This window comes from Hydrogenophaga intermedia (assembly GCF_000723405.1).
GTDB classification, from domain to species: domain Bacteria; phylum Pseudomonadota; class Gammaproteobacteria; order Burkholderiales; family Burkholderiaceae_C; genus Hydrogenophaga; species Hydrogenophaga intermedia.
In genome coordinates this window covers 136317-150426 of the sequence record NZ_CCAE010000003.1, presented here as the reverse complement: position 1 = coordinate 150426, position 14110 = coordinate 136317, and the positions used below count along the sequence as shown (strand labels likewise).

Below are 14110 nucleotides of genomic sequence, written 5' to 3'. Positions count from 1 at the left end.
GCTTCCTTTTCTCGCCACTCAGGCGAAAACGTGGTTCGTGGCTTCCGAGGCGGCCGGATACAGGCTGCCTCGGGCGAATTCGAAGGCTGCCGCCACGCGCGCCTCGGCGCGCTGACGAATGCTGTGTTCGAGCGCGTCGTCCATCAGCTTGCGCCGGTGCAGCGACGCCGCGAGCGCGGGAATGGGATCGTGCTGGCGCAACTCGCTCACCTCGGCCTTGGGCCGGTAGACCTCGGCATCGCCCTGGAAATGGCCGAAGTAGCGGTCGGTCTTCACCTCGATGAGCGTGGCGCCGCCGCCGCCGCGCGCGCGTTGCACGGCCTGATCCGCGGCCTCGTACACGGCGATCGGGTCGTTGTGATCCACCGCGATGCCCGCGATGCCATAGCCCTTTGCGCGCTCGGCGTTCGAGGCAATGGCGGTGGCCTTGTCCTTGGCCACCGAGATGGCCCAGCGGTTGTCCTCGCAGACGAAGACCACCGGCAGGTGCCACAGCCCCGCCAGGTTGAGCGACTCATGGAACGTGCCTTGGTTGGCCGCCCCTTCGCCGAAGAAGGCCACGGCAATGGCCTGGCTGCCCGTGAGCCTGGCCGCCAGCGCCGCGCCGCAGGCCGGCGGCAGGCTGGCGCCCACGATGCCGCTGCAACTGAAGCGGTGCGCGGGATCGAACAGGTGCATGTGCCCACCCTTGCCGCGCCCCAGCCCCGTGACCTTGCCGAAGATCTCGGCCGTCATGCGGTCCAGCGGCACGCCCTTGGCGATGGCGAAGTGGTGTGGACGGTGCGTGCCCACCACGGTGTCGGCGTCGCTCAGGTGCGCGCACACGCCCACGGCCACGGGCTCCTGCCCGGCGGCCAGGTGCATCTCGCCGGGCACCGGGCCCGAAGCGATGTCGAACGCCAGTCCCTGCTGGATGTGCGGCGGCAGCTTGCCTTCCAGGTACACCTGGGCCAGGGTTTCTTCGTAGCGTCGGATGACGAGCATGGTCTCGTACATCCAGAGCAGCTTGTCGGGGGGCGGTTTCGTCACGGTGGTCTCCGGCTCGTTGATTGGGTGTGAGCAATCTAGGCCTGGCGACGAATGGGAAGTTGACGTGGCGCAAGAAGGTCGCCGCCAGACCGCGCCCCGATCTGCCGGGCGAACCAGCCTCAAGGGGTGTTGGCGAGGGCCCCCGGGGTGGCCGGCGCCAGCTCGGTCCGCAACCACTCGTCCTCGCTCAGCGGCTCCTGCACGCCCTGCAGCAGTGCCAGGGTGCCTTCGTCGGCCTCGGAGGCGTCGCCGCGCCGCTGCCGCAGGCGCGTGCGCAGCACTTCGTCTGTGGCCTCGCAGTGCACGATGCGCCAGGGCACGCGCGCCTGGCGCGCCAGCGCCACCGCGGCCTCGCGTTCGTGGCGACGCAAGAAGGCCGCGTCGAGGACGACAGGCCAACCTGCGTCGAGAGCCGTGCGCGCGAGCGAGAACAGGCGGTCGTATGTGCGCTTCGTGGCCTCTTCGCCGTAGATGTCCTGTCCGCTGGCGCGCGAATCGGCCGTGGCGGGCAGGCCGAACAGGCGCTTGCGCTCCACGTCGGAGCGCAGGCGGATGGTGCCCTGCGTCTGCAGCATGGCCTGCGACACGAAGCTCTTGCCCGAACCCGGCAGTCCATGCATGAAGGCCAGCCACGGCGGCCCATGGCGCACCCAGCGCAGGGCGGCCTCGACGTACCGGCGCGCCGAGGCTTCGCGGCCCCGCAGGCACTCGACCTGGGCCCGCACCAGCGCGCGGTACACCAGGGCGTGCCGCAGACCCGGCAGGCCGCTGTGCTCGCCGGTGGCGTCCAGCCAGGCGTTGAGCAGGCGAAACGCCAGGTCGCCGCGGCCGCGCGCGCGCAGGTCCATCACGGGAAAGGCGATGTCGTCGATGACGTCGATCCAGCGCAGTGCCGGGTCGAACTCGATGCCGTCGAAGGCGCTGACGTCGCCATCGACCACGATGAGGTTGGACAGGTGCAGGTCACCGTGGCACTCGCGCACGTGGCCGCCGCGCAGTCGCTCGGCCCAGTGAGGCGCCAGCCGCTGTGCTTGCGCGCGCAGCCAGCGCGCCAGCAAGGCCACCTCGTCGGTCGACGCCGCCGCCGAGGCACCAGCCAGCGCGGCGGCAGCGCGCGCGGCGCGCTGCGTCGCACCGGCGAAGCCGCTGTCCGCGCGCGCCACGGGCGCCTCCCGGTGAAAGCCCGCCAGCAGGGCCGCGCAGGCGTCCACCTCGGACTCGCACAGGCGCCGGTCACGCAGGCGCTCGCTGAACAGCGCGCCCTCGGGGAAGCGGCGCATGCGCACGGCCCATTCGATGGCGGGTCCAGCGCCGCCGATCGCGGGTGCGTCCGCGCTGCCCGTGATGGCCACCACATCAAGGTAAAGCGAGGGCGCGAGCCGGCGGTTGAGCCGCAGCTCCTCCTCGCAACAGTGGCGGCGCGCCTGCAGCGTCGAGTAGTCGACAAAGGGCAGGCGGACCGGCTTCTTCAGCTTGTAGGCGCGGTCACCAACGAGCAGCACCCAGGAGATGTGGGTTTCGATCAGCGACGCGCCCAGCCGTGCGGCCAAGGCCTGCACCAGGCACGTGGCCTGCGCGAGCGCGTCTGCCTCCGCGTCGCTCACTGGATCGCGATCTTGCGCGCGCTGGTGGCGGTCTTCTTGGGCAAAGTCAGCGACAGCACGCCATCGGCGTAGTGCGCGGCCACCTTGCCCTCGTCGATATCACTGGCCAGGCTGAAGGTGCGCGAGATGCTGCCCTGGTAGCGCTCGCTGCGCAGCACCTTGTCGCCGTTGCCCTTCGTATCCTTTTCGCCGTGCGCCTCGGCGTCGATCTGCACGACGTTGCCGTCGATGCGCACATTGATGTCGTCCTTCTTGACACCGGGAATGTCGGCCTTCACCTCATAGGCCTTGTCGTTCTCCGTCACGTCCACGCGCATCTTGAGCAGTGGCGCGGGCTCCACGTCGAAGGCCATCGGTGCGAAGAAGCGGCGCATGGCGTTGTCGAAAGAATCGCTGAACATCGGGTCCAGCAGTCGCAGGTTGCTCATGGTGGTGTCCTCATCGGCAAGTTGATCGGTTGCGCACACAAGGCGCTTTTTCACTGTAGGGCGCTGCCTGCGGATCGAACTTGATGTGGCGCAAGTCGTGCCCTCTCAGGGCACCAACACGGCCGCGCCCTCCAGCGCCCCATCGCGCAACGCCTGCACGGCCGACTGCGCATCGGCCAGCGCAAAGGCCCGCACGTGGGTGCGCACGGGCACCTCGCGCAGCAGCCCGAAGAAGGCCTCGCCGTCGTCGCGCGTGAGATTGGCCACCGAGCGCAACTCGCGTTCGCCCCACAGCAGCCGGTAGTCGAACGCCGGGATGGTGCTCATGTGAATGCCGCCGCACACCACCACGCCCCCTTTGCGCGCGGCGGCCAGCGCGGCCGGCACCAGGGCGCCATCGGGCGCGAAGATCAGGGAGGCGTCCAGCTCGCCCTGGGGCGCTTCGTTGCTGGCGCCGGCAAAGCGCGCACCGAGGCGGCGAGCCAGGGCCTGCGCCGCCGCATCACCCGGCCGGGTGAACGCATGAACCTCCTGCCCGTGCGCCACGGCGATCTGGCACACGATGTGAGCGGCGGCGCCAAAGCCCCAGATGCCCAGCCGCTTCGGCCGCCGCCCCCCGGCCAGCCGCCAGGTGCGAAAGCCGATCAGCCCGGCACACAGCAGCGGTGCGGCGTGCACATCGTCCACTGCCTCGGGCAGAGCAAAACAGAAGCGCTCGTCGGCCACGCAATACCCGGCGTAGCCGCCGTCACGGTCGTAGCCGGTGAACAGCGGTGCGTCACACAGGTTCTCACGCGCCATGGCGCAATAGGGGCAGACGCCGCAGCTGCGGCCCAGCCAGCCGACGCCCACGCGCTGCCCGGGCGAAAACCGGCGGGCACCCTCGCCCAAGGCCACCACTTCGCCCACCACCTCGTGTCCGGGTATGGCGGGCGGATCACGTCGCGGCAGTTCGCCGTCGAGGATGTGCAGGTCGGTGCGGCACACGCCGCAGGCGCGCACGCGCAGGAGCAGGTCGCGCGGTCCCGGAACAGGGCGTGGCCGCTGCACGGGCACCAGGCGGCGGGCGCCCACATCGATGGCCATCGCCATCATGGAAGGAGCAGTCAAGGATTGACCTCCGGGTCGAACACCCATGCTAGCGGGGGGTCAGCGCACCGCAAGCGCGATTCGCGGGGCCCTTGACGTAGCGCAAGCGCGCGCGCGCCGCGCGACCGATCATGGGAGCATGGGAAACACCGACGACACGCCGCGCGCATCGCACGGGCCCGAGCCCATGGACCTGCCGCTCAAGCTGTGGATCGCCCGCCTGGCCAACGGCGTGTCGCCAGCCGCCTTGGCGCAGGCACAAACCGACTGGTGGCTGCACCTGGCGGCCTCGCCTACGCGCCAGGCGCAACTGATGGCCAGCGCGCTGCACAAGACGCAAGCCTGGCTGCTCCACCTGGCCCGCATGGCACAGGGCCCTTGCGAGGATTGCGTGTCGCCGGCCCCGCAAGACAAACGCTTCAGCCGCCCCGAGTGGCGGCACTGGCCGTACCACGCCCTCGCCCAGGCCTTCCTGTTGCAGCAACAGTGGTGGGAAGAGGCCACGCACGGCGTGCGCGGCGTCTCTCGCCACCATGAGGAGGTGACCGCCTTCGTGGCACGCCAGTGGCTGGACATGCTGTCGCCCTCGAACTCACCGCTGCTCAACCCTCAGGTGCTGCACGAAACCTTGCGCACCGGCGGCGCCAACCTCGCGCGCGGGGCGGTGAACTGGGCGCGCGACGCCATGGCGGTGGCAGCGGGCGACCAGGCGCGCGGGCTGCAGGCCTTCCTGCCCGGCCAGGCGGTCGCGCTCACGCCGGGCCAGGTGGTGATGCGCAACCACCTGATCGAACTCATCCAGTACGACCCCGCCACGCCCACGGTGGGGCGCGAGCCGGTGCTGGTGGTGCCGTCCTGGATCATGAAGTACTACATCCTCGATCTCACGCCCGAGGACTCCCTGGTGCGCCAACTGGTGGCGCAGGGCCACACCGTGTTCATGGTGTCCTGGCGCAACCCCGACAGCGCGGACGCCGGCCTCGGCATGGACGATTACCTGCGCCTGGGGGTGCTGGACGCCTTGTCGGCGGTGCGCGAACGCTGCGCCGGCGCGGACATCCATGCCATGGGCTACTGCCTGGGCGGCACGCTGCTGGCGATGGCGGCGGCCTTGCTCGGCGCGCGCGGCGACAAGGGCCTGCGCAGCGTCTCGCTTCTCGCCGCGCAGGTGGATTTCCAGGAACCCGGCGAACTGGGCCTGTTCATCGACGAAAGCCAGATCGCCTTTCTGGAAGACCTGATGGCCGAGCGCGGCTACCTCGACGGCCAGCGCATGGCCGGTGCCTTCCAGCTCATCAACTCCAAGGACCTGGTGTGGTCCAAGCTGGTGCACGAGTACCTGATGGGCGCGCGCACGCCGGTGACGCCGCTGCGGGCCTGGAACGCCGACGCCACGCGCCTGCCCGCGCGCATGCACAGCGAGTACCTTCGCCGGCTCTACCTGCACAACGACCTGGCCGAGGGGCGCTACCGCGTGGATGGCGAGCCGGTGAACCTGGACGAGATCCGTGTGCCGCTCTATGTGCTGGCCACCGAGCGGGACCATGTCTCCCCCTGGACCTCGGTGTACAAGCTGCTGCGCCTGGCGCGCGCGCCCGCCAGCTTCGTGCTGTGTTCGGGCGGCCACAACGTGGGCATCGTGAGCCCGCCCGATGGCCCGCTGGCGAGCCAGCAGGCCGCCTACCGCGTGGGCGAATGGGCGCCGCGCGAAGCGCCCGCGAACCCGCAGGCGTGGTTCGCCCAGGCCAGGCCGCAGGCCGGCTCGTGGTGGCCCCATTGGTTCCGTTGGCTCGCGGCGCACTCCTCGCGCCAGGTGAAGGCGCGGCCCGTCAAGGGCTTGCGCCTGCGGGGCCGGCCCGTGCCCGCGCCCGGCACCTACGTTTTCAACGCCAACACAGGATGAGGGTTCCCGATGAGTGTTCGCCACCTCGACCGCCTCTTTAATCCCCGCCACGTGGCCGTGATCGGCGTTTCGCATCGCCCCGATGGTGTCGGCGCGCTGGTGTGGCGCAACCTGCGCGAGGCGGGCTTGCAAGGGCCGATGTGGGCCGTGAACCGTACCCCCTTCGACCTCGACGGAGCGCCCGTGTTCACCAGCGTGGAGGCCTTGCCGCAGGCGCCCGATCTCGCGGTGATCTGCACGCCGGCGGACAGCGTGCCCGCCCTGGTGGACCAGCTCGGCCGCCGCGGCACGCGCGCGGCCATCGTGCTCAGCGCCGGGCTGCGCGAGGGCCGCACCGCCGACGGGCGCAGCCTGGAACAGGCGATGCTCGACGCGGCGCGCCCTCACCTGCTGCGCATCCTCGGGCCCAACTGCATCGGTGCCCTGGTGCCCGGCCACGGACTCAACGCCAGTTTCGCGCCGGGCCAGGCACTGCCGGGGGAGCTGGCTTTCGTCACGCAATCGGGCGCGCTGGCCACCGCCATGCTGGACTGGGCCAACGCGCGCGGCATCGGTTTCTCGCACTTCGTCTCGCTGGGCGACAGCGCCGACGTGGACTTCGGCGACCTGCTCGACTACCTGGGCAGCGACCCGCACACGCGCGCGATCCTGCTCTACATCGAGTCGGTGAAACACGCGCGCAAGTTCATGTCGGCCGCGCGCGCGGCGGCGCGCAACAAGCCCGTGGTGCTGGTGAAGGCGGGCCGGCGGCCCGACGGCGCGCGCGCCGCGGCCTCGCACACCGGCGCGCTGGCCGGCTCCGACCCGGTGTTCGACGCCGCCGTGCGCCGCGCGGGCATGCTGCGCGTGGACACGTTGGAGAGCCTGTTCGACGCCGCGCAGACCCTGGCGCGCGTGCACCACTGGCGCGGTCCGCGCCTGGCGGTCCTCACCAACGGCGGCGGCGCGGGCGTGCTGGCGGCCGACACGCTGGGCGGCGGTGAACTGGCCACGCTGAGCGATGCCACGCTTGCCCGACTCGACGCCTGCCTGCCGGCCAACTGGTCGCGCGGCAACCCGGTGGACATCATTGGCGACGCCCCACCCCAACGCTACATGGACGCCCTGCGCGTGCTGCTCGGCGCACCGGAGGTCGACGGCCTGCTGTTCATGCACGCGCCCACCGCCATCGCCCCGGCGACCGGCATCGCCCAGGCCTGCCTGCCACTGCTGCGCGAGGCCGGCACGCCGGTACTGACCTGTTGGCTGGGCGGCCAGCGCGTCGCCGCCGCGCGCGCGCTGTACGACGAGCAGGGCATCGCCTGCTACGCCACGCCCGAGCAGGCCACGGCGGCCTGGCTGCAACTGCGCGACTACCACGCAGCACAAGCGGCACTGATGCAACTGCCGCAGTCCCGGGCCGAACTGCAGTACCCGGACCGCGAAGGCGCGCGTGCGCTGGTCGACGCGGCGCTCGCGCGCGGCGGCGAGTGGCTCGACGAACTCGACGCCAAACACCTGCTGGGCGCCTATGGCATCCCCTGCGTGGTCACCGAGCGCGTGGCGGACCTGGACGCCGCGCTGGCGGCGGCCGAGCGCATCGGCTACCCGGTGGCGCTGAAGATCGTCTCGCCCCAGGTGCTCCACAAGTCCGACGTGGGCGGCGTGGCGCTCGACCTGAGGAACGCCGCGCAACTGCGCGAAGCGGCGCATGCCATGAACGAACGCGTGACGCACGCCCGGCCGGATGCGCGTCTGGCCGGCTTCACCGTGCAGGCCATGGTGCATCGGCCCCAGGCCTTCGAGACCATCGTCGGCATCGCCAGCGACCCCGTGTTCGGCCCGGTGCTGCTGTTCGGCGAAGGCGGCACGGCGGTGGAGGTGCGCGCCGACCGCGCCATCGCGCTGCCGCCGCTGAACACCGTGCTGGCGCGCGATCTGATCGCGCGCACGGGCGTGGCGGCCCTGCTGCGCGGCTACCGCTCGCGCCCGCCGGCGAAGCTGGACGCCATCGTCGACGTGCTGCTGCGCCTGAGCCAACTGGCCAGCGACCTCGCCCCCGTGGCCGAGCTCGACATCAACCCGCTGCTGGTCGACGCCGAGGGCGCGATCGCGCTGGACGCGCGCGTGCGCGTGCGCCCGGCCGCGCCCACCCGCGAAGGCTCGCACCTGGCGCTGCGTCCCTACCCCTCGGGCCTGGAGCGCACCCTGTCCATCGACGGTGCAACGCTGCGTCTGCGTCCCATCCGCCCCGACGACGGCGAGCGCCTGTCGCGCTTCTACGAAGCCTGCTCGCCTGAAGACCTGCGCCTGCGCTTTTTCTTCACGCGCCGCGAGGTGCCGCCCAGCGAACTGGCGCGCTACTGCCAGATCGACTACGAGCGAGAAATGGCCTTCATCGCGCTGGCCGGAGACACGCTGTGCGGCGAGGCGCGCGCGGTCTGCGACCCCGACAACGACACCGCCGAGTTCGCGGTGCAGGTGGCGCAGCCCTGGCAAGGCCGCGGCCTGGGCCGCGCCTTGCTGGACCAATTGATCGAGCACCTGCGCGCGCGCGGCACGCGCGAACTGGTGGGCTGGTGCCTGGAGGTCAACCACGGCATGGTGAACCTCGCCCGTGCGACCGGCATCGGCATGCGCGGCGGCGCCGATGGCACGCTCGAGCTGCGAATGGCGCTGGGTCGGTCGATCGACAGCGCGCGCCCACATACTTGACCCCCATCAAGCACGCCGCGCCTGGGGGGGCGGATAGTGCCGCCCATGAGATACACATTGCAGGACAAGGTAGCGGCGCTGTGCGATCCGGCGAACCACCCCCTGCCGGTCTCGGCCGTCCAGCCCATCGAAACGCCTTTCTCGTGGGTCTTCCTCGCGGGGGAGCGCGCCTACAAGATGAAGAAGCCGCTGCCATCGGGCCTGCAGGACTTGTCCACGCTGGAACGCCGGCGCCTCCACTGCCGCGAGGCGCTGCGCCTGAACCGGCGGCTGGCGCCCAAGGTCTACCTGGACGTGGTGCCCCTGGCCGCGGACACGGATGGACGGCTGCGCGTGGACGGCCCGGGCCGGCCGGTGGAGTGGTTGTTGGCCATGCGGTGCCTGAAGTCGGGGCCCATGCTGAACCAGCGCCTGCTGCGCGGTGAAGCCGACGAGGCGGACATGCGTCGCATCGCCTGGCAACTGGCCGGGTTTCATCGCTGGCAGCCCTGCCTGCGCCTGGACCCCGCCGGCTATCGCCTGCACCTGTGGCAGCGCGTGAGCGACTGCGAGGCGGTGCTGCGGCGCCCCGAATGCGGGCTGCCGCCGCGGGGCGTTGACGTGCTGATGGCCGCGCTGCGTGCATGGCTGGCGTCCCACGCCCCACTGATCGACGCGCGCGCCCTGGCCGGCTGCGTGATCGAGGCCCATGGCGACTTGCGACCTGAACATGTGTGGCTGGGCGAGCCACTGGCCATCATCGACGCGCTGGCGATTTCCCGGGACTTGCGGCAGCAGGACGGCGCCGACGACGTGGGCTTCCTGGCGCTGGAAATCGAGCATGCCGGTGCGCCGGCGCTGAGCGAAGCGCTGCTGCGCCACTACGCCGAGGCCAGCGGCCAGGCACCGCCGCGCGAGCTGTCGCACTTCTATCGGGCATTGCGGGCGTGCGAACGCGCCAGCCATGCCATCGCGCACCTGGGCGAAGCGCGCCACCAGGGCGATCCGCGCTGGCGCTGCCGCACACGACAGTACCTGGCCCTGGCGGCGCGCCACCTGCGCGCGGCGCGCACACCCTTGGGCCGGCGGCACCCGGCCCAGGGCGCGCCCACGCCGCCCGACTAGGGACCGCGCGGGGTTCCCGCTGGTCGGGGCCACCCGACGGACCTTGATCTGTGTCAGTGCCAGGCGGCGCGGACAGGCCTATGGTGGGTTGACCGGCGTACCCCGCCTGCGGCGCAAGCCCCTGGAGTTCCCCATGGAATGGCCTGTCACGTCCCGAACGATCCACTGCAGCGATCCGGTGGCGCCTGCCAATGTGCACGCCCCGGCCACCGATGGCGACACCATCGCGAACGACGCTTGCGGTACCTGCATCATGCGCGGCTTCTGCCTGCCCTCCTGGGGCGAACCCGGGGCACCGCCTCCCCTGCAGCGCACGCACATCGCGCGGCGGCGGGTGCGCAAGGGCCAGGCCGTGTTCCGCCAGGGCGATCGCAGCGAGTACCTCTACGCGGTGCGCTTCGGCAGCTTCAAGTCGGTGACGGGCTTGCGCGATGGACGCGAGCAGGTGATGTCCTTTCATCTGCCGGGTGAACTGTTCGGCTTCGAGGGCCTGGCCGACGGCGCGCAGCCCTGCACGGTGCGTGCCATCGAAGACGCCGAGGTCTGCGTGCTGCCGCTGGCCGACGTCAGCGAGGCCGCGGGCGAGAGCCGCTTCGTGCTGCACCGCCTCACCCAGGCGCTGAGCATGGAGTTGGTGCGCGAACGGCGCATGGCCGCGCTGATCGCCAACACGCGCTCCGAGGAGCGCGTGGGCACCTTCCTGCTCAACCTGTCGCAGCGCCTGAGCGAGCGTGGCTACTCCGCGCGCGAGTTCCAGTTGCGCATGACGCGCGAGGAAATCGGCAGCTACCTGGGCGCGACGCTGGAGACGGTGAGCCGCTGCCTGTCTTCGCTGGCGCGGCAGGGCTTTGTGACGGTGCACCGCCGGCAGATCGAGATCGTCGATGCGGATGGCCTGCGCGCGAGCTACGAAACACCCGCCTGAGACCATGGACCGCATACTCGTCATCAGCTACTCGTACAGCGGCGTGTCGCGCCGCGCGGCGCAACTGCTCGCCTCGCAACACGGCTGGCCGCTGGGCACCATCGAGGACCGGCACCCTCGCGCCGGTGCGCGAGGCACTTGGCGCTGCGTGCTCGATTCGCTGCTGGAGCGGCGTCCGCGCATCCGCTATTCGGGCCCGGTGCCCGAGGAGTTCCGCACCGTGGTGCTGGTGGCACCGATCTGGATGTACCGGCTCGCCGGGCCCATGCGCAGTTTCCTGCACGAGCATCGCCTGCGCCGCGTGGCGGTGGTGGTGACCATGGGTTCGGCCGGTGCGTCCAACGCCTTTGCCGAGGTGCGGCAGCTCACCGGAAAAACGCCGATCGCGACCCTGGCCCTGACGGCGCGCGAGGTGGAAACCGGCAGCGGCACCACGCGCTTGATCGAGTTCGGCGAACAGCTTCAGCCCGGCCACGCGAACACGCGCCCGAAAGCCGCGATGGTGTGACGGGTGCACCGGCTAGCGCATCGCCTTGCGCAGCTCTTCCACCCACAGCACCGCGCTGGCCAGCGCCAGCAGTTGCAGCAGGACGGACACCGGCAGCGGCTCCGTGTGCAGCAGAGCGGCCAGCGGTGGCAGGTACAGCACCGCCAGTTGCAGCAGCACCGACAGCAACAGGCCGCTGAACAGCCAGGGGTTGCGCCACAGCGCCGGGCCCAATGAGCTGCGCGTGGCCGACTGGCAGTTCAGCGCGTTGAACCACTGGCACATGGCCACCAGCGTGAAGGTCTCGGTGCGCACCGTGGCCAGGTCGATGCCGGTGCCCAACCGCCAAGCAAACCAGCCAAAACCCACGGCGGCGGATGTGCCGGCCATGAGCACCACGCGGCGCAACAGCGCCTTGTCCAGCAGCGGCTCATCGCGTGGCACCGGCCGGCGACGCATCTCATCGCCATCGGCCGGCTCCATCACCAGGTTCACCGTGAGCGTGCCCTCGGTCACGATGTTGATCCACAGGATCTGCACGGCCAGCAGCGGCAGCGGGTAGCCCGCCAACAGGGCGAGTACGAGGATGGCGATCTCGTCCACCGCGGTCGCGAACAGGTAGAGGATGAGCTTCTTCAGGTTGGCGTAGACCACGCGGCCTTGTTCCACCGCGCGAACGATGGTGGCGAAGTTGTCGTCGGTGATGACGATGCGCGCCGCGCTCTTGGCCACTTCGGTGCCGCTGCGGCCCATGGCCACGCCGATGTCGGCGCGCGCCAGCGCCGGGGCGTCGTTCACGCCATCGCCGGTCATGGCCACCACCTCGCCATTCGCCTGCAGGGCCTCGACGATGCGCAGTTTCTGCGCCGGCTGCACGCGCGCGAACACGGCGATGCCCGGCAAGGCATCGCGCAACTCCGTTTCGCCCATGCGTTCGAGCTCGTCGCCATCGACGGCGCGATCGCCCTCGCGCGCCATGCCCAGTCGGCGCGCCACCGCCAGGCCGGTGAGGCGATGGTCGCCGGTCAGCATGAGTGGACGGATGCCCGCCGCGCGGCAGGCCTCCACCGCCTCGCGCGCGCCGTCGCGCGGCGGATCGGTCTGGCCCGCCAGGCCCAACAGGCGCGCGTGGCCCGCGAGCGCGTCAAAGCCATCGGCGGGGTCGAGCGCCAACGCCCCGGCCGGTTCGTCGTACGTGCCATCGGTGCGCGACGCTGCAGTCACTTCGGCGAAGGCCAAGACGCGCAGGGCCTGCGCGGACAGCGCCTCCGCTTCGGCGCGCGCGGCCTGCCGCAAGGCCGCTGGCTCGCCGCCGCACAGGCGCAGCACGGCCTCGGGAGCGCCCTTGATCAGCACACGCTGGCGGCCGTCGGGGCCGCGGTGTCGCGTGGCCATGAGCCGCGCATCCGCATCGAAGGGCAGTTCGGCCTCGCGCGGCCATGACGCGCGCCAGGCATTCACGTCCACACCGGCCTTGCACGCGAGCACCAGCAACGCCCCCTCCGTCGGGTCGCCGATGACGCGCCAGCCACCTTCGGCGTCGACACCGGCGCCTGCGCCTTCGCCCGGCGGTGCCAGCCGCGCGTCGTTGCACAAGACCGCCGCGCGCAGCAGCGCCATCAGGGCGGGGCCCGGCGCAGCCAGCGGGCGCCCGCCCTCGCTCAACTCGCCTGCCGTTGCATGGCCACTGCCCGAGACCTCGACGACCTGTGCGGCCGCGCCCGCGCCGCCCGGCAACCACAGCCGCGTCACCGTCATCTGGTTGAGCGTGAGCGTGCCCGTCTTGTCGCTGCAGATCACCGTTGTCGAGCCCAGCGTCTCCACCGCGCTCAGGCGGCGGATGATCACGCCCTGGCGCGCCATGCGCTGCATGCCCACCGCGAGCGCGATGGTCATGGCCACGGGCAGGCCCTCCGGCACCGTGGACACCATCTGCCCGATGGCCACCGTGAGCACCTCGCCCAGTGGCAGATCGCGCCACAGACCCAGCAGCAGCACCAGAGCGAACAGGACGAAAGCCGCCATCACCAAGGCACGGCCGAAGCCTTGCACCCGCTGCTGCAGGGGCGTGGCCGGCTCCGCCGCGTCGGCCGTGAGGCGCGCGATGCGGCCGACCTCGGTGTGCACGCCCGTCGCGACCACCACGGCCAAGGCGCGCCCGTCGGTGATGTGCGTGCCCGCGAACACCATGTTGCGCCGCTCACCCAGGCCAGTGGCCGCTGGCAACGGTGCCAGGGCCTTGCCCGTAGGCACCGACTCGCCGGTGAGCGCGGCCTCGGCCGCCTGCAGGCGCGTCTGCTCGACCAGGCGCGCGTCCGCCCCCACCGCGTCGCCTGCCGACAGCAGCAGCAGGTCACCCGGCAGCAGTTCGGCCGCCGGCAGCGTCTGCTCCACGCCGCCCCGCCGCACCCTTGCCTGCAACAGCGACAGGCGCTGCAGCGCCGCCATGGAGCGCTCGGCGCGCCCTTCCTGCAGCCAGCCGATGAGCGCGTTGGCGACCACCACGCCCAGGATCACCAGCGCGTCACCGGCGTGTCCCAGCGCCGCGCTGAGCGCCGCCGCCACGAACAGGATGGCGACCAGCGGGCTGGCGAACTGGTGCGCGAAGGCGCGCCAGAGCGGCGTCGGCGGCGCCGATGGCAGGGCATTGGGACCGTGGCGCGCGAAGCGCTCCCGGCACTGCGCCGCCGTCAGGCCGGCGGCCGGGTCCACGTCGAGGCGCGCCAAGGCCTCGGCGGCGCTCAGCGTGTGCCAGTCGGGCGCGGCGGTGATGGGGTTCATCGGCGCACTCTAGGCATGAGGGGGCGGGGCGCGATTGACGACCGTCAAACCGGTGCAAATGCCACG

At 71.4% G+C, this 14110-nt stretch carries 10 protein-coding genes; 5 read left to right on the top strand and 5 right to left on the bottom strand.

From position 1 onward, the window contains the following. Positions 1-18: 18 nt before the first annotated feature. The 4 genes from BN948_RS03600 to BN948_RS03585 form a co-directional block, all read right to left on the bottom strand. Positions 19-1029, bottom strand: coding sequence for a thiamine pyrophosphate-dependent dehydrogenase E1 component subunit alpha (locus tag BN948_RS03600; RefSeq protein WP_009517322.1), 1011 nt, complete (start codon positions 1027-1029; stop codon positions 19-21). A 119-nt stretch (positions 1030-1148) separates the two neighbouring features. Then, positions 1149-2633 carry a bifunctional aminoglycoside phosphotransferase/ATP-binding protein gene (locus BN948_RS03595; RefSeq protein WP_009517323.1) on the bottom strand — a complete coding sequence of 495 codons (1485 nt, stop codon included), beginning with the start codon at positions 2631-2633 and terminating at the stop codon, positions 1149-1151. Next, positions 2630-3061 carry an Hsp20/alpha crystallin family protein gene (locus BN948_RS03590; protein WP_009517324.1) on the bottom strand — a complete coding sequence of 144 codons (432 nt, stop codon included), beginning with the start codon at positions 3059-3061 and terminating at the stop codon, positions 2630-2632. The genes BN948_RS03595 and BN948_RS03590 overlap by 4 nt, the downstream gene beginning before the upstream one ends. 105 nt (positions 3062-3166) lie before the next feature. Continuing rightward, positions 3167-4156, bottom strand: a complete 990-nt coding sequence (locus BN948_RS03585; protein WP_009517325.1) for a zinc-dependent alcohol dehydrogenase family protein — start codon at positions 4154-4156, stop codon at positions 3167-3169. Positions 4157-4289: 133 nt separating this feature from the next. Here BN948_RS03585 and BN948_RS03580 point away from each other — a divergent pair, with 133 nt between their 5' ends. The 5 genes from BN948_RS03580 (at position 4290) to BN948_RS03560 (ending at position 11284) form a co-directional block, all read left to right on the top strand. After that, a complete protein-coding gene (locus BN948_RS03580) occupies positions 4290-6053 on the top strand; it encodes a PHA/PHB synthase family protein (protein ID WP_009517326.1) in 1764 nt (587 codons plus the stop codon). A 9-nt stretch (positions 6054-6062) separates the two neighbouring features. Then, the gene (locus BN948_RS03575; RefSeq protein WP_009517327.1) at positions 6063-8747 is read left to right on the top strand and encodes a bifunctional acetate--CoA ligase family protein/GNAT family N-acetyltransferase; all 2685 of its coding nucleotides are present in this window, start codon (positions 6063-6065) and stop codon (positions 8745-8747) included. Positions 8748-8792: 45 nt separating this feature from the next. After that, positions 8793-9851, top strand: a complete 1059-nt coding sequence (locus tag BN948_RS26915) for a hypothetical protein (RefSeq protein WP_009517328.1) — start codon at positions 8793-8795, stop codon at positions 9849-9851. Between the two features lie 133 nt (positions 9852-9984). Further along, a complete protein-coding gene (locus BN948_RS03565) occupies positions 9985-10776 on the top strand; it encodes a cyclic nucleotide-binding domain-containing protein (RefSeq protein WP_009517330.1) in 792 nt (263 codons plus the stop codon). Between the two features lie 4 nt (positions 10777-10780). Beyond that, positions 10781-11284 carry a flavodoxin family protein gene (locus BN948_RS03560; protein ID WP_009517331.1) on the top strand — a complete coding sequence of 168 codons (504 nt, stop codon included), beginning with the start codon at positions 10781-10783 and terminating at the stop codon, positions 11282-11284. A gap of 12 nt (positions 11285-11296) precedes the next feature. Here BN948_RS03560 and BN948_RS03555 read toward each other — a convergent pair whose 3' ends face one another. Next, complete coding sequence (locus BN948_RS03555) at positions 11297-14044, bottom strand: cation-translocating P-type ATPase (RefSeq protein ID WP_009517332.1); 2748 nt, start codon at positions 14042-14044, stop codon at positions 11297-11299. Positions 14045-14110 lie beyond the last annotated feature (66 nt).